26 protein-coding genes are annotated in these 24293 nt (G+C 57.8%); 7 read left to right on the forward strand and 19 right to left on the reverse strand.

What is annotated here, in order from left to right; genetic code table 11:
* Positions 1-104: 104 nt before the first annotated feature.
* Positions 105-1349, forward strand: coding sequence for a tryptophan permease (gene mtr, locus ACOTXF_RS14810; protein ID WP_008501478.1), 1245 nt, complete (start codon positions 105-107; stop codon positions 1347-1349).
* Between the two features lie 86 nt (positions 1350-1435).
* On the opposite strand, the gene ACOTXF_RS14815 is transcribed toward mtr, so the two are convergent.
* The 3 genes from ACOTXF_RS14815 to ubiU all read right to left on the reverse strand — a co-directional run bounded on the left by ACOTXF_RS14815 (position 1436) and on the right by ubiU (position 4403).
* Positions 1436-2443, reverse strand: coding sequence for a luciferase-like monooxygenase (locus ACOTXF_RS14815; protein ID WP_023326163.1), 1008 nt, complete (start codon positions 2441-2443; stop codon positions 1436-1438).
* A gap of 78 nt (positions 2444-2521) precedes the next feature.
* Positions 2522-3400: a U32 family peptidase gene (locus ACOTXF_RS14820; protein ID WP_047746882.1), complete on the reverse strand. Its 879-nt coding sequence runs from the start codon at positions 3398-3400 to the stop codon at positions 2522-2524.
* Positions 3401-3407: 7 nt separating this feature from the next.
* Positions 3408-4403, reverse strand: a complete 996-nt coding sequence (gene ubiU / locus ACOTXF_RS14825) for a ubiquinone anaerobic biosynthesis protein UbiU (protein WP_008501481.1) — start codon at positions 4401-4403, stop codon at positions 3408-3410.
* 211 nt (positions 4404-4614) lie between these two features.
* On the opposite strand from ubiU, the gene ubiT reads away from it, so the two are divergent.
* Both ubiT and ACOTXF_RS14835 read left to right on the forward strand, forming a co-directional pair.
* The gene (ubiT, locus tag ACOTXF_RS14830) at positions 4615-5139 is read left to right on the forward strand and encodes a ubiquinone anaerobic biosynthesis accessory factor UbiT (RefSeq protein ID WP_008501482.1); all 525 of its coding nucleotides are present in this window, start codon (positions 4615-4617) and stop codon (positions 5137-5139) included.
* Positions 5133-5636 (forward strand): GNAT family N-acetyltransferase, encoded by a 504-nt coding sequence (locus ACOTXF_RS14835; RefSeq protein ID WP_023344977.1) that lies wholly within the window; start codon positions 5133-5135, stop codon positions 5634-5636. The genes ubiT and ACOTXF_RS14835 overlap by 7 nt, the downstream gene beginning before the upstream one ends.
* On the opposite strand, the gene ACOTXF_RS14840 is transcribed toward ACOTXF_RS14835, so the two are convergent.
* A complete protein-coding gene (locus ACOTXF_RS14840) occupies positions 5623-5952 on the reverse strand; it encodes a GIY-YIG nuclease family protein (RefSeq protein WP_008501484.1) in 330 nt (109 codons plus the stop codon). The genes ACOTXF_RS14835 and ACOTXF_RS14840 overlap by 14 nt on opposite strands.
* Positions 5953-5966: 14 nt before the next feature.
* Here ACOTXF_RS14840 and ACOTXF_RS14845 point away from each other — a divergent pair, with 14 nt between their 5' ends.
* On the forward strand, positions 5967-6401 hold the full coding sequence (locus ACOTXF_RS14845; protein ID WP_008501485.1) for a YhbP family protein: 435 nt from the start codon (positions 5967-5969) through the stop codon (positions 6399-6401).
* Here ACOTXF_RS14845 and ACOTXF_RS14850 read toward each other — a convergent pair.
* Positions 6381-6899 carry a type 1 glutamine amidotransferase domain-containing protein gene (locus tag ACOTXF_RS14850; RefSeq protein WP_008501486.1) on the reverse strand — a complete coding sequence of 173 codons (519 nt, stop codon included), beginning with the start codon at positions 6897-6899 and terminating at the stop codon, positions 6381-6383. The two genes, ACOTXF_RS14845 and ACOTXF_RS14850, sit on opposite strands and share 21 nt — an antisense overlap.
* 128 nt (positions 6900-7027) lie before the next feature.
* Here ACOTXF_RS14850 and ACOTXF_RS14855 point away from each other — a divergent pair, with 128 nt between their 5' ends.
* Together ACOTXF_RS14855 and ACOTXF_RS14860 are read left to right on the forward strand one after the other, a co-directional pair.
* A complete protein-coding gene (locus ACOTXF_RS14855; protein WP_023326160.1) occupies positions 7028-7672 on the forward strand; it encodes an NAD(P)H-binding protein in 645 nt (214 codons plus the stop codon).
* A gap of 39 nt (positions 7673-7711) precedes the next feature.
* Complete coding sequence (locus ACOTXF_RS14860; protein WP_023294653.1) at positions 7712-8749, forward strand: permease; 1038 nt, start codon at positions 7712-7714, stop codon at positions 8747-8749.
* Between the two features lie 65 nt (positions 8750-8814).
* On the opposite strand, the gene dolP is transcribed toward ACOTXF_RS14860, so the two are convergent.
* The 4 genes from dolP to ACOTXF_RS14880 are packed head-to-tail and all read right to left on the reverse strand — an operon-like array spanning position 8815 to position 12530.
* On the reverse strand, positions 8815-9390 hold the full coding sequence (gene dolP, locus ACOTXF_RS14865; RefSeq protein WP_008501489.1) for a division/outer membrane stress-associated lipid-binding lipoprotein: 576 nt from the start codon (positions 9388-9390) through the stop codon (positions 8815-8817).
* A 9-nt stretch (positions 9391-9399) separates the two neighbouring features.
* Positions 9400-9990: a DnaA initiator-associating protein DiaA gene (diaA, locus tag ACOTXF_RS14870; RefSeq protein WP_003861754.1), complete on the reverse strand. Its 591-nt coding sequence runs from the start codon at positions 9988-9990 to the stop codon at positions 9400-9402.
* A gap of 21 nt (positions 9991-10011) precedes the next feature.
* Complete coding sequence (locus ACOTXF_RS14875) at positions 10012-10407, reverse strand: YraN family protein (protein WP_021242244.1); 396 nt, start codon at positions 10405-10407, stop codon at positions 10012-10014.
* A complete protein-coding gene (locus ACOTXF_RS14880) occupies positions 10365-12530 on the reverse strand; it encodes a penicillin-binding protein activator (protein WP_232926965.1) in 2166 nt (721 codons plus the stop codon). Before ACOTXF_RS14880 ends, ACOTXF_RS14875 begins: the two co-directional genes overlap by 43 nt.
* Before the next feature lie 62 nt (positions 12531-12592).
* On the opposite strand from ACOTXF_RS14880, the gene rsmI reads away from it, so the two are divergent.
* Positions 12593-13456 (forward strand): 16S rRNA (cytidine(1402)-2'-O)-methyltransferase, encoded by an 864-nt coding sequence (gene rsmI / locus ACOTXF_RS14885; RefSeq protein ID WP_045415303.1) that lies wholly within the window; start codon positions 12593-12595, stop codon positions 13454-13456.
* Positions 13457-13525: 69 nt separating this feature from the next.
* On the opposite strand, the gene ACOTXF_RS14890 is transcribed toward rsmI, so the two are convergent.
* From ACOTXF_RS14890 to agaV, 10 genes are all read right to left on the reverse strand, one after another.
* Positions 13526-15415: an enterotoxin gene (locus ACOTXF_RS14890; protein WP_045415301.1), complete on the reverse strand. Its 1890-nt coding sequence runs from the start codon at positions 15413-15415 to the stop codon at positions 13526-13528.
* 16 nt (positions 15416-15431) lie between these two features.
* Positions 15432-16604 carry a MalY/PatB family protein gene (locus tag ACOTXF_RS14895; RefSeq protein ID WP_045415299.1) on the reverse strand — a complete coding sequence of 391 codons (1173 nt, stop codon included), beginning with the start codon at positions 16602-16604 and terminating at the stop codon, positions 15432-15434.
* A 12-nt stretch (positions 16605-16616) separates the two neighbouring features.
* Positions 16617-18188, reverse strand: coding sequence for a maltose/glucose-specific PTS transporter subunit IIBC (malX, locus tag ACOTXF_RS14900; RefSeq protein ID WP_045415298.1), 1572 nt, complete (start codon positions 18186-18188; stop codon positions 16617-16619).
* A gap of 115 nt (positions 18189-18303) precedes the next feature.
* Positions 18304-19176: a tagatose-bisphosphate aldolase subunit KbaY gene (kbaY, locus tag ACOTXF_RS14905; RefSeq protein ID WP_045415297.1), complete on the reverse strand. Its 873-nt coding sequence runs from the start codon at positions 19174-19176 to the stop codon at positions 18304-18306.
* A 12-nt stretch (positions 19177-19188) separates the two neighbouring features.
* Positions 19189-20334: an SIS domain-containing protein gene (locus tag ACOTXF_RS14910; protein ID WP_047746871.1), complete on the reverse strand. Its 1146-nt coding sequence runs from the start codon at positions 20332-20334 to the stop codon at positions 19189-19191.
* A 246-nt stretch (positions 20335-20580) separates the two neighbouring features.
* Entirely contained in the window at positions 20581-21714 is a 1134-nt protein-coding gene (nagA, locus tag ACOTXF_RS14915; RefSeq protein WP_048962237.1) for an N-acetylglucosamine-6-phosphate deacetylase, read from the reverse strand.
* Positions 21711-22145, reverse strand: a complete 435-nt coding sequence (gene agaF / locus ACOTXF_RS14920; protein WP_045355421.1) for a PTS galactosamine/N-acetylgalactosamine transporter subunit IIA — start codon at positions 22143-22145, stop codon at positions 21711-21713. Before agaF ends, nagA begins: the two co-directional genes overlap by 4 nt.
* Before the next feature lie 16 nt (positions 22146-22161).
* Entirely contained in the window at positions 22162-23040 is an 879-nt protein-coding gene (gene agaE, locus ACOTXF_RS14925; protein WP_045415294.1) for a PTS N-acetylgalactosamine transporter subunit IID, read from the reverse strand.
* A complete protein-coding gene (agaW, locus tag ACOTXF_RS14930; protein ID WP_024906387.1) occupies positions 23030-23809 on the reverse strand; it encodes a PTS N-acetylgalactosamine transporter subunit IIC in 780 nt (259 codons plus the stop codon). Before agaW ends, agaE begins: the two co-directional genes overlap by 11 nt.
* Positions 23810-23819: 10 nt before the next feature.
* Positions 23820-24293 (reverse strand): PTS N-acetylgalactosamine transporter subunit IIB, encoded by a 474-nt coding sequence (gene agaV / locus ACOTXF_RS14935; protein WP_028014524.1) that lies wholly within the window; start codon positions 24291-24293, stop codon positions 23820-23822.

Below are 24293 nucleotides of genomic sequence, written 5' to 3' on the forward strand. Positions count from 1 at the left end.
GATACATGCTATCGGGGCTTTTTTTATTCCCTTTGTACTCTTGTACTGGTACAGTGCGTCACATTAAAATGCAGAACCGCATGATTGACTGGAGAAAAGGCTGTATGGCGACACTAACCACCACCCAAACGTCACCTTCGCTGCTTGGCGGCGTGGTGATCATCGGCGGAACCATTATAGGTGCCGGGATGTTCTCCCTGCCCGTGGTCATGTCCGGTGCGTGGTTCTTCTGGTCGCTGGCCGCGCTGGTCTTTACCTGGTTCTGTATGCTCCATTCCGGGCTAATGATCCTCGAAGCCAACCTGAACTACCGCATTGGCGCGAGCTTCGACACCATCACCAAAGACCTGCTGGGCAAAGGCTGGAACCTGGTGAACGGGCTGTCCATCGCGTTTGTGCTCTATATCCTGACCTACGCGTATATCTCGGCAAGCGGTTCGATTCTGCATCACACCTTCTCGGAGATGTCGCTGAACGTACCGGCGCGTCTGGCCGGGCTGTGCTTTGCGCTGGGCGTGGCGTTTATCGTCTGGATGAGTACCAAAGCGGTGAGCCGGATGACGGCGATCGTGCTGGGCGCGAAGGTCATCACCTTCTTCCTCACCTTCGGCAGCCTGCTGGGGCACGTGACGCCTGCCACGCTCTTTAACGTTGCCGAAGTGAATACCTCCTATACGCCGTACCTGCTGATGACCCTGCCGTTCTGCCTGGCGTCGTTTGGCTACCACGGTAACGTGCCGAGCCTGATGAAGTACTACGGCAAAGATCCGCGCACCATTGTGAAGTGTCTGGTCTACGGCACGCTGCTGGCGCTGGCGCTGTACGTCATCTGGCTGCTCGGGACGATGGGCAATATCCCGCGCCCGGAGTTTATCGGTATTGCGCAGAAGGGCGGTAACATTGATGTGCTGGTGCAGGCCCTGAGCGGCGTGCTGAACAGCCGCAGCCTGGATTTACTGCTGGTGATCTTCTCTAACTTCGCGGTGGCGAGCTCTTTCCTCGGCGTGACGCTGGGCCTGTTTGACTACCTGGCGGATCTGTTTGGCTTTGATGACTCTGCGATGGGCCGCTTCAAAACCGCGCTGCTGACCTTCCTGCCGCCGATTGTGGGCGGCCTGCTGTGGCCGAACGGCTTTCTGTACGCCATTGGCTATGCCGGACTGGCGGCAACCATCTGGGCGGCAATTGTGCCGGCGCTGTTGGCCCGCAAATCACGTAAACGCTTCGGCAGCCCGAAATTCCGCGTCTGGGGCGGCAAGCCGATGATTGCGCTGATCCTGGTGTTTGGCGCGGGCAATGCCCTGGTACACGTGCTGTCGAGTTTTAATCTGTTGCCGGTGTACCAGTAAACATTTTGTGCCGGATGGCGGCTACGCCTTATCCGGCCTACGCGTCCCCGTAGGCCAGGTAAGCGAAGCGCCACCTGGCAAAAAGGCTACCCCACCAGCTCCTCTTTCACCTGCATGGCCAAATCAAACGAATGCAAACGTGCCTGGTGATCGAAAATCTGACCGTTAACCATAATTTCATCCGCCTGCGTTTCGCGCAGCACTGCTTCCAGCCCGTGACGCACTTTCGCTTTATCGCCTACCAGCGACATGCTCAGCGCCTGCTGTACGCCATACTGCTCTGAAGCTGACCACAGTTGATGCATATTCTCCACCGGCGGCGGAAGCTGGCCCGTCTCACCGCGACGCAGCTTCACAAACGCCTGCTGCATGGAGGTGAACAGGAATTCCGCGTCGCGATTGCTGTCGGCGGCAATAATGTTGATACAGACCATCGCGTACGGTTTCTCCAGACGCTCGGACGGTTTGAAGTGCGTACGGTAAAGATGCAGCGCCTGATGCAGCATATCCGGCGCGAAATGGGAGGCAAACGCAAACGGCAGCCCCAGCTGGGCGGCAAGCTGCGCGCTGTAGAGGCTTGAGCCCAACAGCCATACCGGGATCTTCTCGCCGTAACCCGGTACCGGGCGCACGTGCGGGTTCGGGTCACGCGCGTCGAACCAGTCCACCAGTTCGGCCACGTCGCGCGGGAAGTTATCAATATCGCCGCTCATATGGCGACGCAGGGCACGCATGGTCGGCTGATCGCTGCCCGGCGCACGGCCAAGCCCTAAATCGATACGGCCCGGATACAGGGTATTCAGCGTGCCGAACTGCTCGGCGATCACCAGCGGGGCGTGGTTCGGCAGCATCACGCCGCCGGAGCCCAGGTGCAGCGTGGTGGTATTTGCCGCCAGATAACCAATCAGTACTGAGGTAGCGGCGCTGGCAATGCCCACCATATTGTGGTGTTCGGCCAGCCAGTAGCGGTGATAGCCACGCTTTTCGGCCAGCTGAGCCAGATCCAGAGAGTGCGAAAAGGCTTCTCTCGCCGAGGAGCCTTGTGGGATAGGCGCCAGATCCAGCACCGAAAACGGAAGGGTTTTGTCAGTCATAACAGCTCACTTTGTCGACGGTGAATCTTTAATACTGCATTAAAAAATGATAACCGTTGTTAACAAAGTGAGCCTTTTTTAGGCCTGCAGTTCCAGCCCGGCCAGACGCTTCCAGTAGCCGTTACAGTCGCTGTTTGCCTTCAGCGGCAGCGGAGCAGCGCCGTTTTCGTTAGCGCGGAAGGCGTCCAGCATCGCGAACACGCCGGTATCCAGCGGCGACAGGCGCACCATATCTACCAGCCCGTCCATCGACGCCAGCTCGTTGCCCAGGTTATAGACATAGCCGCTCATGGTCTGAATACCGTTGAGAACAAACACCTGCTGATTCTCCTGGGACAGCATGCTGCGCCCGTTCGGATACTTAATGCAGCAGGTTTCGCACTCGTCTTTCGGACGGTCTTCCGAGCGTGCGGTAAAGCAGCGGGCGGAATAGGCCAGCGGCAGATGTCCGTAGCTCAGCACTTCCACTTCAAACTTGTTGCGAATGCCCAGCTCTTCACACTGCGTGAGCAGGTTTGCCAGCCAGTCGCGGGAGAGTTCCACCGGCATGCACCAGCGCGTCATCCCCTGTTTGAGCAGCAGGCGCAGGGTCACCGCGTTGTAGCAGTTCAGGGCATGACCCGCGACAAACGGCAGCTTGCGCTCGGCACACATGTTCACCACGCCGAGATCGCTCGCTTCCAGCAGGAAATCGCCGTTCTCAACGTAGCGTTTCAGCTCGCCCAGTTCAGAAGAGGCCTGCACCAGCGCGAGCGTGGAAAGCACCACCTGTTTGCCGCTTCCCGCCAGGCTTTTCGCCATCTCCAGCCAGTCGCCCACTTTCGTCGCCCGGCGTTTGCTGCACACCGCTTCGCCGAGGTAAATCACATCGGCGCTGCTGGTGGCGGCCTGTTGGTAAAAATCTTCCAGCGTCTCTTTTGGCCAGTAGTAAAGCACCGGCCCTAATGAATATTTCATGATTTTCTCACTGCCATTTACGGTGATACGCGCCCAGCGTGGTTTGCGTGCCTTCGGACATCGATCCGAGCGTCTCCATCCAGGCCAGCTGCGGCGCGTAGTTCTGCGGGTCCGCCATGCAGCGGTCGATAGCCTGACGCCACACTTTCGCCACCTGGCTCACGTACGCCGGGCTGCGCTGGCGACCTTCAATTTTCACCGAGGCGATATTGGCCGCCAGCAGTTCCGGCAGCAGCTCCAGCGTGTTAAGGCTGGTGGGCTCTTCCAGCGCGTGGTAACGCTCGCCGTCCACCAGATAGCGGCCTTTACACAGGGTGGGATAACCGGCGTTTTCACCGTCCTGATAGCGGTCAATCAGCACCTCATTCAGGCGAGATTCCAGCCCCTGCGGCGTTTGCTGCCAGCGAACGAAGCGGGCAGGGGAGCAGGCCCCGACGGTATTTGGCGACTCGCCGGTTAAATACGAGGAAAGATAGCAACGGCCTTCGGCCATAATGCACAGGCTACCAAAGGCAAAAACTTCCAGCGGCACTGGCGTGACGCGTGCGAGTTGCTTAACCTGATGAATAGAGAGTACGCGCGGCAGCACCACGCGGGCCACGTCAAAGTTTCGGTGATAAAAACGCACGGCCTCTTCGTTGGTGGCAGATGCCTGAACAGAGACGTGGCGCTCAATATGGGGATAGCGTTCTGCCGCATACTCAAGCATGGCGAGGTCGGCCAGAATCAGCGCATCGGCACCCAGCTGTGCCGCCATATCCACCGCGCGCTGCCAGCGGGCGTAGCCGTCAGGATGAGCAAAGGTATTGATGGCGATATGCAGCTTGCGGCGGTGCTGGTGAACGAAGTTAACGGCTTCCTGAAGCTTTTTCTCCGTAAAGTTGAGGCCAGCAAAATGGCGGGCATTGGTGTCATCTTTCAGCCCGATATAGACCGCATCGGCCCCATTTTCGATGGCCGCCTTAAGCGCCGGAAGGTTTCCGGCAGGGCAGAGCAGCTCCATAATTTATCCTGATGTTGTCGATCGCAAAAATGTTAACGAGCTGGGATTTTAATTAACCCATACGCGACAATTTTTGATTTAAGGCAGCTAATGGCGTATTGATGGCACCAATAATGAGGTTGTCCGGACGACGGTTTGTTGATTTACGCCGCTATGTTATGCGTCGGATATGGCAAAATAGCAGGACTATAGATATCAGGGAGTAAAGCTCGTGCTGGATAAACTGCGTTCACGTCTCGTACAATTTGGCCCATCAATGCTGAGCGTGCCGGTCAAGCTGGCGCCGTTCGCGCTTAAACGTCAGGTGCTGGAGCAGGTCCTGAGCTGGCAGTTCCGCCAGGCGCTTCAGGATGGCGAGCTGGAATTCCTGGAAGGCCGCTGGTTAAGCATTGAAGTGCGTGACATCGGGCTGCGCTGGTTTACCTCCGTTGAGAATGACCAGCTGATCGTCCGCGAAACCGCCGAGGCGGACGTGAGCTTTAGCGCCAACGCCAGCGATCTGCTGATGATTGCCGCGCGCAAGCAGGATCCGGATACGCTCTTCTTCCAGCGCCGTCTGGTGATTGAAGGCGACACGGAGCTGGGCCTGTACGTTAAGAATTTAATGGATGCCATTGAGCTGGAGCAGATGCCGAAAGCGCTGCGCGTGATGTTAATGCAAATGGCAGATTTCGTTGAGGCCGGGCTGAAAACCCCGCCGGACAGTAAACACACTTCAGTAGGTGAGCCATGCTGATTCGAGTCGAAATTGGGATTGATGCACCGGGTATCGATGCGTTATTACGCCGCGCTTTTGAGAGCGATGCGGAAGCCCAACTGGTCCACGATCTCCGTGAAGACGGCCTGATCACGCTGGGGCTGGTTGCCACCGATGATGAAGGTCAGGTGGTGGGCTATGTTGCCTTCAGTCCGGTCATCGTTCAGGGCGAAGATCTGCAGTGGGTCGGTATGGCACCGCTGGCGGTGGATGAAAACTATCGCGGGCAGGGGCTGGCGCGCCAGCTGGTCTATGAAGGGCTGGATTCGCTCAATGAGTTCGGTTATGCGGCCGTTGTCACGCTGGGCGATCCGGCATTCTATGGCCGTTTGGGCTTCGAGCAGGCCGCGCATTACGATCTGCGCTGCCGCTGGCCGGGTACGGAATCCGCTTTCCAGGTGCACCGTCTGGCGGACGACGCGCTCAACGGCGTCAATGGTCTGGTTGAATACCACGACCATTTCAATCGCTTTTAATCAGGCTCTCGCGTAGCGCCTCAAAGGAGCCGTCTCCGGTCACGAGGCGCTCTTTCTGGCGCTTCGTCAGCTGTTTGATGCGGTATTCCAGCCTGAGCGCCAGCGATCGGTCACCGACGGGCGCCGAAAAGGCGAGCTGTAATTCTCCTTTCCCCCGCAGCGCTTTTGCCCCTTTCCCCGTTTGATGTTGTAAAAAACGCCGCGCCACATCGGTGGTGATCCCGGTGTAGAGTGCGTTATCAGCGGTTCGGACAAGATAGAGAAACCAGCACACGGTAAACAGATTCAGTATGTTAAGGTGAACGCACCATAGCATGAGAGAGAACGAAAATGGAAACACTGGCCGCCATTAACCGCTGGCTGGCGAAGCAGCACGTCGTCACCTGGTGCGTCTACAGCGAGGGTGAGATGTGGTGCGCAAACGCATTTTACTACTACGATCCGGAGCGCGTCGCATTTTACGTCATGAGCGAAGACAAAACGCGTCATGCGCAGATGACCGGCCAGCAGGCAAAAGTCGCGGGCACGGTAAATGGCCAGCCGAAAACAGTCGCGCTGATCCGTGGGGTACAGTTTAAGGGGGAAATCCGTCGACTGGACGGAGAAGAGAGCGACGCGCGTCGCAAGCACTACACGCGCCGCTTTCCGGTCGCCGCTGCGCTAAAAGCCCCGGTGTGGGAAATCCGCCTCGATGAGCTGAAATTTACCGACAACACCTTGGGCTTTGGCAAGAAGCTGCACTGGTTACGCGCCGAGCAGGCGTAGCGCTTCGCGGTTAAACGCCGGGAGATCGTCCGGGGTCCGGCTGGTGATCAGCTGGTCTTTGTCGTTGACCACCTCCTGATCGTAAAACTCGGCGCCCGCATTTTTCAGATCGATAACGATCGGTTTCACCGCCGTGAGCTTACGCCCGCGGACAACCTCCGCGCTGATGAGCAACTGCGGGCCGTGACAGATGGCAAAGACCGGTTTGCCGGTAGAGACAAAGTCACGGGTAAAGGTCACGAAGCGCTCGTCTCCGCGCAGGGAATCCGGTGAATGGCCGCCGGGTAAAAGCAGGGCGTCAAAATCTGAGGGGCTCACGTTATCGATAGTCTCGTCGATGGTCACGCTGGCCTCGCCCTTATGGCCTTTCACCGTTTTGCCCGCCTCTTTCTCGATGGTGATGACCTCATGTCCCGCCTTGCGGAACGCCTCTGCAGGAGAGGTGAATTCTGAATCTTCAAACTCGTCGGTAATCAAGACTGCGATTTTCTTGCCCATGCTTCCTCCGTTGTTTTGGCTTCAGACTGATTTTTCTCCGCTTGTGGTAAATACTTACCTGTAACAGACTTCTAAGTGTGGTCGACCACGCTGAGTTCGCAAACGGACAATTCTGTAAAGGGGATACGATGAGTCAGGTATTGATTACCGGTGCTACCGGATTAGTAGGCGATCATCTGCTGCGGCTGCTGATTCAGGATCGCCGCGTGAACTACATCGCCGCCCCGACGCGTCGACCGCTGGTGGACATCTCCGGGGTCTTTAATCCGCACGATCCCCAGCTGACGGATGCGCTGGCGCAGGTCCAGGACCCGATTGATATCGCCTTTTGCTGTCTGGGCACCACGCGGCGGGAGGCGGGGAGCAAAGAGGCATTTATCCACGCCGACTATACGCTGGTGGTGGACACCGCGCTTACGGCGAAAAAGCTGGGAGCCAGACATTTTCTGGTGGTCAGCGCGCTGGGCGCCAGTGCCGGATCGCCTTTCTTCTACAACAAGGTGAAGGGCAAGATGGAGGATGCGCTGATTGCGCAGAAATGGGAGCAGCTGACGATTGTGCGCCCCTCAATGCTGATCGGCCACCGGGACGAGCGCCGCTTTAACGAGTCGATATTTGCCCCGCTGTTTCGGATCCTGCCCGGCAACTGGAAATCTATCGAGGCGCGGGACGTCGCGCGTGCGATGTTAAAAGAGGGACTGGCTCCGTCGAAAGCGGGCGTAAACATTATCCCTTCGGCAAAACTGCGTGAAATCGCGCAGGGCGAGGCGTAAACTCCCCCGGCTAATTACTCATACTCTCCGGGGAATGCTATGACTGGTCAGTCTTCATCTCAGGCGGCAACACCTGTTCAATGGTGGAAGCCCGCACTCTTCTTTCTCGTGGTCATCGTTGGCCTTTGGTACGTGAAATGGCAGCCGTACTACGGCAAAGCCTTCACCGCAGCCGAAACGCACAGCATCGGTAAATCTATTCTCGCTCAGGCGGATGCCAGCCCGCTTCAGGCGGCGTGGGACTATGCCATGGTCTACTTCCTTGCCGTCTGGAAGGCCGCCGTCTTAGGCGTGATCCTGGGCTCACTGATTCAGGTGCTGATCCCGCGCAACTGGCTGATGAAAACCCTCGGACAGCCGCGCTTTCAGGGGACGCTGCTGGGAACGATCTTCTCCCTGCCGGGCATGATGTGCTCCTGCTGCGCTGCGCCCGTGGCGGCAGGGATGCGCCGCCAGCGCGTGTCGATGGGCGGCGCGCTGGCGTTCTGGATGGGCAACCCGCTGCTCAATCCGGCGACGCTGGTGTTTATGGGTTTTGTCCTGGGCTGGCATTTCGCGTTCATTCGTCTGGTGGCCGGACTGCTGACCGTGCTGGTGGTGGCGACGCTGGTGCAAAATCTGGTGAAGGATAAGACGCCAGAGTCCGCGTCTGTTGAGCTGGACGTCAGCGAGCCGCAGGGCGGGTTCTTTGCGCGCTGGGGCAGGGCGCTATGGCAGCTTTTCTGGAGCACCATCCCGGTCTATATCCTGGCGGTGCTGGTTCTCGGGGCGGCGCGCGTCTGGCTCTTCCCGCATGCGGATGGCGCTATCGACAACACGCTGTTGTGGGTCATTGCGATGGCCGTTGCAGGCTGCCTGTTTGTGATCCCTACCGCCGCAGAAATTCCTATTGTTCAGACCATGATGCTGGCCGGCATGGGCACCGCACCGGCACTGGCATTGCTCATCACGTTACCGGCCATCAGCCTGCCGTCGCTGATTATGCTGCGTAAGTCATTCCCGGCGAAAGCGCTGTGGCTCACCGCGGGGCTGGTGGCGTTGAGCGGGGTGATGGTGGGAAGCATTGCGCTTCTGTGAAAAACGCCCGGTGGCGCTACGCTTACCGGGCCTACAAAAAAATCCCCTCACTTGAGGGGATTTTTTTATTTAATGTAAGTAAACGCGGTGGTGACGTGCTTCACGCCGCTCACCCGGCTGGCGATATCGGCCGCTGCTTTCCCTTCACGTTCGGTCACCAGACCCAGCAGGAACACTTCACCGTTTTCCGTTGTCACCTTCACGTTGGAAGATTTCACCTGGTCCGAGCCCAGCAGCTGGGAACGTACTTTGGTGGTGATCCAGGTATCGGAAGAGGCATCACCCAAACCAATTGGCTTGCCCTGACGCACTTCGTTAAACACCTCTGTGGTCCCTTCAACGCCCATCGCAATCTGTTTCGCACGCGAGGCGAGCTCCATATTCGGCGCCTGGCCTGCCAGCAGCACTTTGCCCTGATAAGCCGTCACGTTGATACGCGCCTCTTTCTTGATCTGTTCGTCTTTCGACAGCGCACTGTTGACGCGCAGCTCCAGCGTACCGTCATCCACCTGTGTTCCCACAGTGCGCGGATCGGTTGCCGCTTTGGTGCCTACTGCGGCGGTACCCACAACGGCCGCAGCGATACATCCCTGAAGCAGTAATGCAGACATAAGGACTGCGAGGGTCGATAAAGCCTTCATAAGAACTCCTTAATCATCCTGGTGAGGGAAAAGCGTGTTATCGATCAAGTCACATAAGCAGTTCACCGTGAGCATATGCATCTCCTGTATGCGTGCGCTCCGGTGAGACGGAATGCGGATTTCCACATCCTGCGGCCCAAGCAGACCCGCCAGCTCACCCCCGTCATAGCCGGTTAAGGCCACGATAGTCATGTCGCGGGTGACGGCGGCTTCAACGGCTTTGACAATATCCCGGCTGTTGCCGCGCGTGGAGATAGCCAGCAGCACATCTCCGGCATGACCCAAGGCTCGCACCTGCTTTGCGTAAATTTCGTCATGCAGACGATCGTTAGCAATCGCCGTTAAGACCACATTATCGGTATTAAGTGCAATGGCAGGTAAACTGGGGCGTTCTGTTTCAAAACGATTGATCATGCTGGCAGCAAAATGCTGTGCGTTGGCGGCTGACGTGCCGTTGCCACAACAGAGGATTTTGTTGCCGTTTAGCAGGGATTGCACCAGCGTCATTGCGGCACGCGAGATAGCATCCGGAAGGGCTTCCGCCGCGGCAATCTGAGTCTGGATGCTTTCTGTGAAGCACACTTTAATTCTTTCGAGCACGTTATCCCTTTTAAATCTTAATTATGCGTCTTCGCCAAAAGCGTTTTTAAGCCATTCGATCTCATTTCCGGTGAAGGCTATCACATCGAACCGGCAATCCACAGTATCAAAACTCCCATTATGGCGGGCAAGCCACAAGTGGGCAGTCTGTAATAATTTATGTTGTTTGGCGAGCGTCACGCTGGCGGCAGCACCGCCAAAACGGGAGGACTGTCGAAAGCGCACTTCAACAAACACAATGACCTGACCGTCTTTCATGATCAGGTCGATTTCGCCACCACGTCCACGGACGTTGGCGGCGATAAAACGCAGTCCTTTGCCTTCAAGCCAGCGACGCGCCTTTAACTCCCACGCATCGCCGGTTTGTTTGCGGCTTAACTGGCCGGGACGATCTGCCCCTGCTGGTATTTGAGCCATGATAACTTCCTGTTAATCACACAATCCTGGGTCGCGGTCAGATCGCCGGTGTTGCCGTTAAGCTCGAAGCCCGGCACCTGACGCATCTGGGTAAAGTGGTTCGCCAGCGCCCACGCATCAACCCCCATCGCATACAGACGCGCCAGAGAGTAATCGTTACGCACCGCGCTCAGCGCCTGCTGCATCAGGGATGGATTGCTGCCAGCCAGCATCGGGATTTCGCTGTACTGCAGACCGTCCATTTCCAGACGGAAATCCGGGCCTGCGGTGCCCTGTGCGCTGCGGGAGCTGGCGTAGAGCGTTGCGCCGCTCTGGCTGCCGTTACGCATCGCAATCATCGGTTTGATAAAGGCGATCTCCTGCGGCGTGGCAACGATATAGGCCGCATCCACTTTACCGCCACCGCTAATCTGCGCGTCGGTTGGCGGCGCAGGGATCGTCAGGCCGCCAATCGTCACGCCCTGCTGCTGTGGCAGGCTCGCGGTGACCGGGCTACCGTTAAGTGCGATACCCGCCCCGCCGTTTACGCCTGCGCGCAGTTCAGAGACGGAACCGAATTTCTGCTGCAGCACCACGCCGCCGCCCAGCTTCTGCCACTCATCGGCAAAGGCATTGGCCACGCGATCGCCCAGCGTGCTGCGTGGGATGAGCAGCAGCGGAGCCTGCTTACCCTGCTCATGAATATGACGCGCCGCATCGCGGGCTTCATCTTCTGGAGAGAGTGCGAAGTAGCAGATATTGGCCCGGTTCTGAACCTGCTCTGGCTGGTTGAGCGCCAGCACGTTCAGCGTGGTATTGCTCTTCATCAGCTCTTCCACGTTGTTCTTCAGCAGCGGACCGACAACGATGCTCGCCCCGTCCTGCTGTACCTGCGCCAGCACCTGGTCAAGCGGCTGCGAGCTGGTGTCGTAGATTTTCAATTCAGCGCCCGGGTTGGCGCTGGTGGTTGCCACGGCCTGCGGCTGCGCGGCAGGTTGAGCCGCGGGTTGTGCAGGCTGCTGTTGAGGCTGTTCTGCTGTTGTGGCAGGAGCTGGCGCCGTTTGCGTCTCGGCCGGAGCCTGGGCCGCAGGTGCTGCTGTAGCCGGTGCAGCTTCAGCTGGAGGCGTCGTCGGGGCCGTCACAGGGTTTTGCATTGTGCCCTGCGCTGGCGTTTGCGCCGTGGTCAGGTCGCTGGTCTCTGCGGCGGATGGGCTGACAACATCATTATTCACATTAGCCGCCTGGGCTGCCTGTGCGGGAACGGCGCTGTCGGCTACCGACGTCGTGCCGTTTTTCGCCGCTTCAAAACCCTGCTGAATGGTACGTCCAAACACCGCCGCCTGGCCGTTGAGCGGCAGAAGCAGGGCGATTTTGCTGGTGGAAGCTGGCTTAAAGTTCTGCACGTTCACCAGCTGGGTTGGCAGCATTTTCGCGCCCGGGTTTTGCGGGTAGCGCGTCTGCCAGTCCGTAATGCCGGCTTTCAACATTTTTGGATCGCTGCGGTTGTTAAACCACATCTGCTGCAGATCCAGCCAGCCCTGCAGGACGTTTTCATCGGCGTTGATGACCAGCGCCTGCGCCTGTTCCTGCGTCATCGACGCCAGCGCTTGCCAGGTGGCATCAATATTTTTCTGCTTATCAGCACCGCCAAGCAGCGGCTCTTGCGCGACGAGCGCGCGGAGCAAGGTCAGCGAAGGGCGTCCCTGCTCAGCGGTAATACCCGCCTGCCAGAAGCGCGCCTGCTGGTTTTTATCCAGCGCGCTTACGTCGATATCACCGAGGATCTTCTTCGCCGCGGCGTAATCTTTCAGCGCGACTTTCAGCTCGGCAGAGAGCAGGCTCTGCTCGCGACGCTGTGCGTCGTTAAGATCTTTTGGCAACTGGTTAAACAGTTCGGCTGCCCGCTGGGTTTTACCCTCTTTCAGCAGTGCACGAATGGCGAGTAATTGCCAGTTGGTCTTGGTATCATTTGAACTCTGCGACATTTGTTGCAGATAAAAGCCAGAATCAGCCTGAGCAAAACCCTGGAGATGGGCGGTGCTCTGGTCAGGTGCCTGAGTGCCACAGCCTGCAAAGATCAGGGCTGCCAGCAGAAGCGGCACGCTGCGCGTGGCTTTTTTTCGAAGAAACGTTAACGGTACCATACTGTATCCAGTGATTTTTTTTACGCAATGCTCAATATTAAATCGGCAATACGGACGAAACAATGAAACAACACGAAACGGCAGATAATTCTCAAGGCCAGCTTTATATTGTACCTACTCCTATCGGGAATTTGTCTGATATTACCCAACGTGCGCTCACCGTACTGCAAGCTGTTGATTTAATTGCTGCTGAAGACACCCGCCACACCGGCCTGCTGCTGCAACATTTCGCGATTAACGCCCGTTTGTTTGCGCTGCACGATCACAATGAGCAACAAAAAGCCGAAACGCTGGTGGCGAAGCTGAAAGAGGGGCAGAACATTGCCCTGGTCTCCGATGCCGGTACGCCGCTGATCAACGATCCGGGCTATCACCTGGTGCGTACCTGTCGCGAAGCCGGTATTCGCGTTGTGCCGCTGCCGGGTCCATGCGCTGCCATTGCTGCGCTGAGCGCCGCAGGTTTGCCATCTGACCGTTTCTGCTATGAAGGCTTCCTGCCTGCCAAATCCAAAGGCCGCCGCGACGTCTTAAAAGACCTTGAAGCGGAACCGCGCACCCTGATTTTCTACGAATCCACGCACCGCCTGCTGGAGAGCCTGGAAGATATGGTGACCGTCTGGGGGGAAGGCCGCTACGTGGTGCTGGCGCGCGAGCTGACCAAAACCTGGGAAACCATCCACGGTGCGCCGGTGGGCGAGCTGCTGGCGTGGGTGAAGGAAGACGAAAACCGCCGCAAGGGTGAAATGGTGCTGATCGTCGAAGGGCACAAGGCGGAAGAAGACGCCCTTCCTGCCGACGCGCTGCGCACGCTGGCGTTGCTGCAGTCGGAACTGCCGCTGAAGAAAGCCGCTGCGCTGGCGGCAGAAATTCACGGCGTGAAGAAAAATGCGTTGTATAAGTATGCGCTGGAGCAGCAGGGGGAGTAAGGCATCCCCTGCCCGTTTTTGCCGGGTGGCGGCTACGCCTTACCCGGCCTACAGATCTTTAAGCGTCTTTTAGCTAGCAGGTATCGCCTCAAACACCAGCGTTTCCAGTGGTTGCAGCGTAATCACCACGGCGTTTTTGTACGCCTCCGGTACGGTTGAATTACGGCCATACACCGCCTTCAGACTAAACTGCGCCGCGTTTCCTGTCGGGACTTCGAAATCTCTCGTCAAATCCAGGTAGTAGCTTTGCGGCTTATCCGACGGGTTACGCAAGCCGAGAATCGCTTTGTCCTTGCTCCATGATGCCCAGCCGTAAACCTGCAGCGCCGTTGGGTCGCCGCCTATCCAGTGGGTGTCCACCAGCACGCTGGCGTTTTCCCGGGACCATTTCGCGGCCTGCGCCAGGGTGTCCCACTTCGCCTTATTCAGCATTGAAGGGGTGATATACAGCTCCTGCAGTTGCGTACCGGTCGCGAAATAGCTCCAGACCTGGTCGGCAAAATCGCTGTCCGTTTGCACTTTCTCCAGCCCGTAATAGGCGTTTTCCGCGCTGACGATCCCGTGGTACATCAGCGAGTTCAGCGGGAACAGCGGGCCTTTGCGCACAATGGAGCGGTACGTTTCCGCATCGCGGTAGGTCATCCACTGCTGCACCGGCGTGCCGGGGCCGTACAGGTTGATGTCATCGCCCTGGCGCCAGATAGAATCGGCATAGAACAGCCAGGACGGGCTGGCGTTGGTACCTGTCGTCAGGTTGATAAACAGATTCGGGTTGGCGCTGCGCATGTTGTGCAGCAGGGCGATGGAGGCGTCAAAATCCGAGGCATACGGGCTGCCCTGGATATGCGCGTTGGCATTACCCATCCCGTCCAGCTTGAATGAGGTAATGTGTTCGTTTTTGATTAGCTTAACGATCTGCTCATTGAAGTTCTTAAAGTAGTTCGGCCCTGACAGCGCCAGCTTCCCGTCGACGGTTTCGAACCCATACTCTTTTGCATGCGAGACGCGAACGTCGCGCGGCTTGTTGTAGCCTCCCCACGGTGAGAGCCACAGTCCAACCGAGCTGTGCAGGCTGTCGGCTTTTTCCCGAACCTTGCCAAAACCGTTGCTGAATGCCGGGCCAAATAGCCAGCGCCCGGTAAGGTCGTCCCATCCGTCGTCCAGCAGAAAGGCGTCCAGCGCCACGCCGCGTCCGGTAATAAACTCCTTATTCCACTCGTCCATCCGCTCCAGCACATCCTGCTCGGTGTAGGGATTGAAAAAGCCGATATCCATCCAGCTGTTGTAGTGCAGATAAGGCTTGTACGGTCGCGGACGAACGGCATCAATAAACTGGTTTACGCTGCGGCGCAGCTGGCTGATTTCCGGGAAAGTGCCGAACCAGGTGGTAAAGCTGACCGGCGACTCTGGCTGGATCGGCGTTTTCAGTTCTACGTTGAGATTAGTGGTCGCTTCATAGGCGTAAGTGTTAACGATGGGCTTGTCCGGCAAAATAAAGAATGAATCAGCAACTATCGGCGAGCTGTTAATCGCTCCGTCGACATAGGGGGCCTGAGACTGTTTTTTGGTCGGGAAGAAGGTAATTTTCGCCACGTCTCGCGGCTGGCCGACTGCGGCAATGGTGTAGTCGATGCTGGCGTATTTTCCCTTCACCAGGTTTAGCTTCACCGTCACGTTAAAGTCCGGATGGGTAAAGTCGATGACAATTGCGTTGTCCTGCTTTTCGACGTGCTTGATGGTGAAATCAGCGGTGTGGATTTTTGTCTCATCCGGCAGCGTCAGAAAGAACAGCTCCTGGGGCGTGAGCGGATGGTTAGCCTTGCTGTCCTTCACTACCGCCGTTGCGTTTGCATCATCAAACGAAAGGGCAATATTGTCATTATTGAGCGCGTAGTTGGCGGCCAGAGCGCCATGAGAAACAGAGAGAGCCAGCAGCGAAAGAGTGAGCACTTTTTTCATCGGGTTTAGATCCTTATCAGTAATGCTTCAGCATTCGGGTGATGGACTGCTCCAGCCAGTAGCGCTGGGTGCCGAAGTTAATCCGCAGGTAGTTTTCGCCGTTTTGCACGTAGTGGCTGCCGTCTTCAATGACCACGCCTGCCTGCCGGGCAAAATGTTGGGTTAACTGGGTGGCGCTGCGCTCGTCGGCGCTCACGTCTACCCAGGCCAGATACGACGATTCCGGGTTCATCATCTTCCACGCCGGGAAGTGGGTCTGAATAGCATCCGCAAGGTAGCGCGCGTTGCCTTGCAGATACCCGTTCAGCGCGTCGAGCCACGGCATACCGTGCTGATAGGCGAGGATAATCCCCCATACGCCGAACATATTGGGGGAAGTAATCGAGTTCTTCTCAAGCTGCTGGCGGAAGCGCTGGCGCAGCGAATCGTCCGGGATCATCGAATAAGACGTTTTCAGCCCGCCCAGGTTGAAGGCTTTATTGGGCGACGTCAGCACGATCAGGTTGTCCTGCGCGGCACAGCCCGAAGTCAGACAGCTGACGAATGTACCGTCCAGAATGTGCTCGGCGTGAACCTCATCGACCACCAGAATCGTGCCGTAGCGCTTACAGAGATCGGACACCTGCCGTATCTCATCTGGGCGCCAGATTCGGCCCGAGGGGTTATGCGGCGAGCAGAAGAACCACAGTTTTGGACGGTGGGTTTTGAGCTGATCTTCAATCAGATGAAAATCCAGCTGATAGCGGTTTTCCTCCACGCGAAGCGGGTTAGCGAGGACCTTAACGCCCTGGCGCTGTGCCGCCATTGCAAACGGGTCGTAGACCGGGGTGTTCATCATTACGCTGTCGCCAGCCGTGCAGAACGCCTGAACCGTGTAGTGCAGGGTGGATACGGTGCCGTAGGTCAGCGTGATCCACGACCTGTCTACCTCAACCTGATGACGCGTCCGCTGAAAGGCGATCGTCGCGTCGTAGAATTCGTCGAAGCACCACGTATAGCCAAAGGTGCCGTGCTCCACGATACGCTGGAAGCCTTCAATAACGGCGGGCGGTGAGGTGAAATCCATATCTGCGATCCACAGCGGGATAAACCCCTCCGGAACATCACCAAAGCGTGAGCAGACAAACGCATGGTCCCATTTACGGCACTTATCGCTTTTACGCTCGATGATTTTGTCGAAATCAAACACAACGACCCCCTGTTAAATTAAGGCTTCAATGCCGGTTTTGACGCTCTGCACCTGCGGGCCGATGATCACCTGTACGCTGTGAGCATCCAGCACCACCACCGACAGGGCGCCCGCTGCTTTCAGCGCCTGCTGATCGATAAGGCCCATCTCTTTCACCACCAGACGCAAGCGGGTGATGCAGTTGTCGAGCGACTCGATGTTCTCTTTGCCACCGAGCGCCTGCAGGATAAGCCCATGATCGTATTTCGATTTTCCACGCGCGCGGGTGTTGGCTTCGACGGCCTGCTGTGCAGCCTGTACATCCACTTCACGTCCCGGCGTCTTGATATCGTGTTTGAGGATGTACCAGCGGAAGACGACGAAGTAGATAGCAAACCAGGCGATACCGACCGGGAACAGCAGATACCATTTGGTCGACATCCCCTGCATCACGCCGAAGATCAGCAGATCCAAAATCCCGCCGTCGGTGTTGCCGATGGTGACGCCGAGCAGTGCCATCACCATCAGCGCCAGGCCCGACATCACGATATGGAAGGCGTAAAGCGCAGGGGCGATAAACAGGAACAGGAACTCAATCGGCTCTGAAATACCGGTGACGACGGACACCAGCACGCCGGAAAGCAGCAGCCCCTTAATCACCGGGCGGTTCTCCGGACGGGCGGTGCGGTAGATGGCGTAGGCCACGGCAGGTAAGCCAAAGATAAAGGTCGGCATAAACCCTTGTGACAGAAACGCGGTAACGTGCGGGCTAAACGGCAGCCCGGCTTTCAGCTCGGCGTAGAAAATATTCAGCGCGCCGGCCACTTCATGGCCGTTGACCATCTCAATCCCGCCTGCTGGCGTGAAGCGCACCATCGCCAGCAGAATGTGGTGCAGGCCGAAGGGTTTAAGCAGCAGCACGCCCACGCCGTAAAGGAAGGGGCCAAAAACGCTGGTGCTCTGGATAATATGGCCAATCCCGGCAATCCCCAGCGCCACGTATTCCCACAGCAGGGGAATGAACAGCCCGACCAGTGAAAGGGTAAGGGCGGTGATAATCGGTACAAAACGGATGCCGCTAAAGAAGGCAAAGGCGTCGTGGAGGACCGTGTCCTGAAAACGCTCGTGCAGGAAATAGGTAATCACCCCCACCACGATGCCGCCCAGCACGCCCATCTCCAGGGTCTGTATCCCCAGCACGATCGATTGTCCCACCTGTCTCATGGTCGCGGCATCGGCAAGCTGGTGGGTGGCGGTCAGGTAGTAGTTGATGCTCATGTTCATCAGCATGTAGCCAACGAACCCGGCAAAAGCGCCCACGGCCTTGTTGCGTTTCGCGAGGCCCATCGGGATCGCCATGGCGAACATCAGCGGCAGATAGGTAAAGGCGAAGCCGCCCACCATGGCGATAAAGCCAAAGGTTAGCTGCGTTAACTCGCCGCCCAGAAAGGGAAAACTTTTTATGGTGGAAGGGCTGGTGACGGAGCTACCGATCCCCAGCAGCAACCCCATAAAGGCCAGCAGGGAGACCGGGAACATAAAGGTCTTTCCCAGGCTTTGGAAAAATTCCCACGCTTTCGATTTAAACGACTTTTCCTGTGTCATGTAGGGACTCCTCGGATTTTTAGGATAATGGAAGGCGCTGTCCGGCTTAAGGACGCGCCTTCATATTTGCGAGGCTTATAGTTATTTTTAGGTACTGACGTAATGCGCGATGGGATCAGGCTTCCGCTGGAAGCAGCAGCCGGTTTGCCGAGCCGCAAACGGTGATTTTGCTTCTGACCACCTCTTTCATGGCGTCCATGCCGACCCGCATATAGAAGCGCGGATCGTTGCCCTGCGGGTTGTCGGCAAACCAGGCTTTCACCGCGTCAGAGAAGGCGATTTTCAGCTCGGTTGCCACGTTAACTTTGCACACGCCCAGTTCGATGGTGCGACGCACATCCTCATCCGGCACATCGCTCGCGCCGTGCAGCACCAGCGGCGCGGAGACCACTTCACGGATCTCGGCCAGCCGCTGGAAGTCGATTTTTGGGCGCTTGGTATACAGACCGTGCGCGGTGCCGATGGCGACGGCAAGGCTGTCGACGCCGGTCAGTTCGACAAAGCGTTTCGCCTCTTGCGGATCGGTGAGAAACGCGCTTTCCGCATCAACGCTCATGTCATCTTCCACGCCGCCCAGGCGGCCCAGTTCGGCTTCGACGCTGCAGTCGTTGAGGTGGCAGAAATCGACCACCGACTTCACCAGCTTCACGTTCTGTTCAAACGGATAGTGGCTGCCGTCGATCATCGCGCTGCGCACGCCCGCGTTGACCTTGCGGCGAATATCGTCCAGCGATTCGTGGTGATCGAGGTGTAGCGCCAGCGGCATGTCGTAGGTGAGGGAGTAGGCGCTGCACAGGGCGTAAATCTCTTCCAGCGCAATATGCTTAAAGGTGCCCGGCGTGCCCGCGAGGATCACTGGCGATCGCATTTCGCTGCACACTTCGAGGATCGACTGGATCGTCTCCGCGTTGTGGATGTTGAACGCCGGAACGGCATAGCCTTTTGTCTGCGCGTCCTGGAGAAGATATTTCGTCGAAATAATACTCATAATCAGATCCTCTTAAGCCTGCCACGGATGAATAACAACGCCCTGCACCACGCGGTTGACCGTCCCGCTGGCGGATGGCGTATCGGGCGTATTGCCTACGCTGAGCGACTGGGTAAGGGCAAAGACCTGCGCATACATCAGGAAGCAGAACGCCTGTTCCATATCGATAAACGGACGTGAAGGTGGCAGCAGAATGTGCGGACCCGCTTCAATGACCGGATCGTTTTCAGCGGCGATGGCGACGACGCGCATAGCCTGGCGATCGCGGCGTAGCTCAGCCAGCAGATCCAGATCGTACTGGCGCGTATACGGATGGCTGGAGATGAACACCACCACCAGCGTTTCGTTGTCGACCAGAGACTTCGGTCCGTGACGGAAGCCCGTCGGAGAATCGTAAAACGCCGCCAGCTTGCCCGCCGTCAGCTCCAGCACCTTCAGCGCCGATTCGCGCGCCGCGCCCTGCAGGCCGCCGCTTCCCAGATAGACGATCCGTTTCCACGGTTCGCTGCCAAAGACGCCATGGCTGAAATCGCCGAGCGAGGTGAGGATCGCCTGACAGCGATCGGCCACGTCGCGGAAGGTGTGACTGTTGATCGTTTCCGGAGCGAATACGGCCAGACAGCTCGCCATCATGGTGGTAATACTGCTGGTCATCGCGAACCCGCGATCGTGCGTTTCGGCAGGCATCAGCAGGGCATAGGCGTTATCGCTGTCGACGGCGGTCTGGTACAGGCTTCCGGCCTCGTTACAGGTGATCGACAGGTGATAGCACTCCGGTACGAACTGATTGGCCAGCTCAACGGCTGCGACGCTTTCCGGACTGTTGCCGGATCGGGCAAACGAAACCAGCAGCAGCGGATGCGCAGGGCTGAAGTAATCCATAGGGTTTGTGACCAGGTCAGTAGTCGGGACGGCGGAGATAGTTTTCCCGGTGTGGCTCGCAAGCCATGGCGCAATGATATCGCCGATAAACGCGGACGTTCCCGCGCCGGTCAGGACGATCCGCAGATCGTGCTTGCGCAGCAGCGGCGTCAGGAAGCTGTCGATCGAAGAGCGCAGGCTATCGATATTGTTGAGCGAGCGGATCCAGCTGGCAGGCTGCTGGCGGATCTCTTCCTCGGTCCAGGTGCCGGTTGCGGCGGTGGTAGTTTGTGGCATAACTCAGTCCTTAGTCGTGTGAATTCCACATCAGACGCTGGCAATCGTGTCGCTATCTTTCGTTTCGTTTCACTTGTTCACTTTAGCAGTTAAATAAAATCTATAGAAAAGAAATCGAAACTTCAATGAAAGAAAAGAAATAAAACGAAAAGTGTGATCGTGAAAGGAAGAGGCAGATTAAAGGAAAGGAAAAGAAAGGCCTTACGGTTTCAGGCCGTAAAGCCAAAAGGAGACACAATGAAAGGGCTAAAGGGGGAGAGCCTGGCCCTGAATCCAGATCTGCTGGAGGTGTAAACCCCCGTTCAGCGCGTTGAGATTCGCGCGTTTACCCGGCGCTAACGAACCGAGTTGGTTATCCATGCCCAGCAGGCGGGCGGGATGCAGCGAGGCCATATGAATGGCGTCTTCGGCAGTGATACCCGTATGTTCCACCATATTGCGTACAGCGGCATCCAGCGAGAGCGTGCTCCCGGCCAGCCCGCCGGAACCGGTTCGAACCACGCCGTTTTGCATCGTGACCGTTTCACCACAGAGCGTATACCGACCGTCCGGCATACCGGCTGCCTGCATGGCATCGGTGATCAGCACCAGGCGTTCTTTTGCGCAGCAACGGCATAACCGCATGGCTGCCGGATGGACATGGTGGCCGTCGGCAATCAGCTCCAGCCACGCCCGTTTGTCCGTCAGCCCTGCGCCGACCATGCCGGGTTCCCTGTGGTGCAGTCCCGTCATGCCGTTATAGCAGTGCACCAGCCCATCGGCACCCGCGTCAAACGCGGCGAGGGTTTGATCGAACGTAGCGGCGCTGTGGCCCAGCATCACGCGTATTCCGCGCTGTTTGAGATGGCGGATCGCCAGCAACGCGCCAGGTTTTTCCGGCGCCAGCGCCACCACCCGTAACGTGCTCAGTGAAACGTCAATCAGGCTGTCCAGCTCGGCGATATCCAGTTCCCGGAACAGATCCGGCGGATGCGCCCCTTTGTTCTGCGGCGTAAAGTACGGTCCTTCCAGGTAGCTGCCCAGTATCTGCGCGCCGGGGCCGCCCGACTGACAGCGTCGGGCGATTCGCGCGAGCGCGCCGTGGATAGCCTCCAGCGGCGCGGTAACGGTGGTGGGTAAAAAGGCGCCCACGCCTTCGCGCGCTTTATGCATCGAGAGAATATCCAGCACGTCAGGCGCATCATCCATCACGTCCACGCCCGCGCCGCCGTGGACGTGCGTATCGATATACGCCGGGCAGAGCAGTTCCGCATCGCGCGACGTCACGCCCGCCGGGACAGGCTCAATAGCCGCAATCACGCCGTTTTCAATGCGTAGCTGGTGGTCATCCAGCCAGCCCTGTTCGGTAAGCACCCGCCTCGCGCGCAGCAGCTGGCTCATATCCCTTCCTCGGCAGGGGCTTCCTCGCGACAGCGTCCCAGCTCGTCTACGAGGCTCGTCAGGCCGCGGTGCCCGCACTCCAGTGCCTGCAGACGAAACGCTTCGCTGCTTAATCCGTCGCGCTCTAGCACCATCTCCAGCAGCAGCTGCAGGTTGGTCCCGGTGATCACTTCGCTGCCCGGCCGTTGCATGGCGAGCGTCGATGCCACGCGAAACGGCGTGCCGCCGAGCAAATCGGTGAGAAACACAATATCGTGCTCTGCATCGAGTTCACTCACTGCCTGCTCAAGCTGAGCGGTCAGTCGCGCGGTGGTGGATGTTTCAGGAAAATCGATGGCGATAAACTGCGGCTGTTCGCCGAGGATCTGCTTCATCGCCTGCTCAAGCCCGCTGGCAAAACCGCCGTGGCCAGTCAAAATAATGCCTAACATCGCAACCTCTTTGCTTTTACAGGAAGTGACAGAATTTACCGATAACGCCCAGCAGCACGGTGATACCGATCAGCCGCAGCGGGCTCCAGCCGCGGCGCACCAGCCAGAACATGGTCAGGGTGTAGACCAGCGGCAGGAAGGCGGGCATCAGCTTGTCGATAACGTCGGCCTGTAGTTTGACAACGGCATCACCCGCCTTGATTTCAAGCGTCGTATTGAGTCGGACATAGGTTGCCACCAGCGCGCCAATTACCGTCATCCCGACGATAGACGCCGCGTGACCGACCTTTTTAGTGTTGGCTTTGATCAGCGGAATGGCCGCCACGCCCATCCGGTATGCGTAGTGCGCCAGACCAAAACGCAGGCCGAGGTGCACCACGTTAAACAGCACGATAAAGACCACGGCCCCCAGAATCGACCCTTGCAGCGCCAGGCTGGCGCCGATACCGCCGCAGATGGGCAGCAGGGTTAGCCAGAACATGGCGTCGCCGATACCGCCGAGCGGGGCGCCGACGGCAATTTTGGTGCTCTGGATGCTGTTCACATCCTGCTTGGAGCGCTCCATCGCCAGAATGATGCCGATAACAAAGGTCACCAGGAACGGGTGGGTGTTAAAGAAGCCCATATGGCCTTTCATCGCCCGCGCCAGGTCTCGCTTGTTGGTGTGGATCTTTTTCAGCGCGGGCAGCAGCCCGTACAGCCAACCGGAGGCCTGCATACGTTCATAGTTAAACGAGGCCTGCAGCAGCATTGAACGCCAGGCCACGCGGTTAATATCTTTTTTCGTCAGTTCGGCACCGATGCTCTGGTCTTCGTAGACGTTTTCGTTGACGCCTGTCAGCAGCGTCTCTTCGGATTCAGACACGCCCGGTAACGTTGTTTGATTAGATGCCATCTTCGAATTCCTCTTTCTGGGCCGCTGGAGCCGTCGGTTCAGGTGATTTACGCATCAGGTCGATCAGCGCCATGGCCAGCGCGGCGGCCGCAATCGCCAGCACCGGAAGCTTGAGCCAGGCGGCGGCGACAAAACCGATAATGAAGTAAGGGATGTAGACGTTTTTCATCATGATCTTCAGCAGCACGGCGAAGCCGATGGCAGGCATGATGCCGCCCGCGACGCCGAGGCCGTCAATCAACCGTGCCGGCAGAACATCAATGGCGGTTTTCGCATGTTCCGCACCGAAGTAGATCGGCAGGAAGGCGCACAGAAAATAGAAGATGCCGAGCGCCAGCAGCGCAAGATAGTTCACCCGTTCAATACCGTGAGTATCTGCATTGGCCGCCATGCGATCGCAGCGTGACATCACGCCGGACATCACCGAGAAGAGGAACGTAATTCCCATCTGTACCGCGACGGCAAACGGGACGGCGACGCCCACGGCAACTTCTGGCTTCACCCCGGTGCTGATGGCAAATGCGGTACCCACAATGGTGCCGATAATGACGTTCGGCGGCTGGGCACCGGCGAGCGGGGCCAGCCCCATCCAGACCAGCTCTAACGTGCCGCCGGTCAAAATACCGGTATGCAGGTCACCCAGAATCAGGCCGACCAGCGGCCCGAGCACCACCGGGCGGTGCATGTGCGTTAACCCGTTAAACATATCCAGACCGGCGATAAAGGCGAGTATGCCCAACCCCAGCGCCTGCAACAGACTGATTTCCATTGTGAATCCCTCAGAGCAGTTTAAAGAGATCCAAAGCAGTTTCTGTTGGAACGCCCTGAACGAAGCATTCCACCCCGGCCGCTTTCAGGCCGTTGAACGCGGCGATATCGTTTGCGTCGACAGAGACCGTTTTGGCAATTTGTTGTTTGCCACTGGCGTAGTGCATGTTTCCTACGTTGATACGGGTGATGGGCACGCCGCCCTCAACCAGCTTCAGAAAATCAGCGGGTGATTTGCAGACCAGCAGGATTTTCTGGCGGTCAGCGGCGCGGTGAATGTTGTCGATCACTTTTTGCAGTGACCAGAAGCGCACGGCGATCCCTTCCGCGAGCACCATCTCCATCAGGTTCTGTTGAACCGGATCGTCAGCCACCTCATCGTTGGCGACGAGTACCAGGTTTGCCCCCGCAAACCCCACCCACTGCACGCCCACCTGACCGTGGATCAGGCGTTCATCAATGCGGCATAAGACAATGTTTGGCAT

It is taken from the genome of Enterobacter cloacae complex sp. IR53041 (assembly GCF_049238285.1).
GTDB classification, from domain to species: domain Bacteria; phylum Pseudomonadota; class Gammaproteobacteria; order Enterobacterales; family Enterobacteriaceae; genus Enterobacter; species Enterobacter roggenkampii.

Excerpts from the sequence above, each read along its gene's own strand:
- ACOTXF_RS14845 (WP_008501485.1), top strand. The coding sequence starts at position 5,967 with ATGGAAACACTGGCCGCCATTAACCGCTGGCTGGCGAAGCAGCACGTC.
- ACOTXF_RS14850 (WP_008501486.1), bottom strand. The coding sequence starts at position 6,899 with ATGGGCAAGAAAATCGCAGTCTTGATTACCGACGAGTTTGAAGATTCA.
- agaV (WP_028014524.1), bottom strand. The coding sequence starts at position 24,293 with ATGCCAAACATTGTCTTATGCCGCATTGATGAACGCCTGATCCACGGT.
- nagA (WP_048962237.1), bottom strand. The coding sequence starts at position 21,714 with ATGAGCCAGCTGCTGCGCGCGAGGCGGGTGCTTACCGAACAGGGCTGG.
- ACOTXF_RS14840 (WP_008501484.1), bottom strand. The coding sequence starts at position 5,952 with ATGCTATGGTGCGTTCACCTTAACATACTGAATCTGTTTACCGTGTGC.
- ACOTXF_RS14835 (WP_023344977.1), top strand. The coding sequence starts at position 5,133 with ATGCTGATTCGAGTCGAAATTGGGATTGATGCACCGGGTATCGATGCG.
- agaF (WP_045355421.1), bottom strand. The coding sequence starts at position 22,145 with ATGTTAGGCATTATTTTGACTGGCCACGGCGGTTTTGCCAGCGGGCTT.
- ACOTXF_RS14860 (WP_023294653.1), top strand. The coding sequence starts at position 7,712 with ATGACTGGTCAGTCTTCATCTCAGGCGGCAACACCTGTTCAATGGTGG.
- kbaY (WP_045415297.1), bottom strand. The coding sequence starts at position 19,176 with ATGAGTATTATTTCGACGAAATATCTTCTCCAGGACGCGCAGACAAAA.
- ACOTXF_RS14820 (WP_047746882.1), bottom strand. The coding sequence starts at position 3,400 with ATGAAATATTCATTAGGGCCGGTGCTTTACTACTGGCCAAAAGAGACG.
- ACOTXF_RS14890 (WP_045415301.1), bottom strand. The coding sequence starts at position 15,415 with ATGAAAAAAGTGCTCACTCTTTCGCTGCTGGCTCTCTCTGTTTCTCAT.
- agaW (WP_024906387.1), bottom strand. The coding sequence starts at position 23,809 with ATGGAAATCAGTCTGTTGCAGGCGCTGGGGTTGGGCATACTCGCCTTT.
- ACOTXF_RS14875 (WP_021242244.1), bottom strand. The coding sequence starts at position 10,407 with ATGGCTCAAATACCAGCAGGGGCAGATCGTCCCGGCCAGTTAAGCCGC.
- ACOTXF_RS14815 (WP_023326163.1), bottom strand. The coding sequence starts at position 2,443 with ATGACTGACAAAACCCTTCCGTTTTCGGTGCTGGATCTGGCGCCTATC.
- dolP (WP_008501489.1), bottom strand. The coding sequence starts at position 9,390 with ATGAAGGCTTTATCGACCCTCGCAGTCCTTATGTCTGCATTACTGCTT.
- ubiU (WP_008501481.1), bottom strand. The coding sequence starts at position 4,403 with ATGGAGCTGCTCTGCCCTGCCGGAAACCTTCCGGCGCTTAAGGCGGCC.
- ACOTXF_RS14910 (WP_047746871.1), bottom strand. The coding sequence starts at position 20,334 with ATGCCACAAACTACCACCGCCGCAACCGGCACCTGGACCGAGGAAGAG.
- mtr (WP_008501478.1), top strand. The coding sequence starts at position 105 with ATGGCGACACTAACCACCACCCAAACGTCACCTTCGCTGCTTGGCGGC.
- ACOTXF_RS14855 (WP_023326160.1), top strand. The coding sequence starts at position 7,028 with ATGAGTCAGGTATTGATTACCGGTGCTACCGGATTAGTAGGCGATCAT.
- agaE (WP_045415294.1), bottom strand. The coding sequence starts at position 23,040 with ATGGCATCTAATCAAACAACGTTACCGGGCGTGTCTGAATCCGAAGAG.
- rsmI (WP_045415303.1), top strand. The coding sequence starts at position 12,593 with ATGAAACAACACGAAACGGCAGATAATTCTCAAGGCCAGCTTTATATT.
- malX (WP_045415298.1), bottom strand. The coding sequence starts at position 18,188 with ATGACACAGGAAAAGTCGTTTAAATCGAAAGCGTGGGAATTTTTCCAA.
- ACOTXF_RS14880 (WP_232926965.1), bottom strand. The coding sequence starts at position 12,530 with ATGGTACCGTTAACGTTTCTTCGAAAAAAAGCCACGCGCAGCGTGCCG.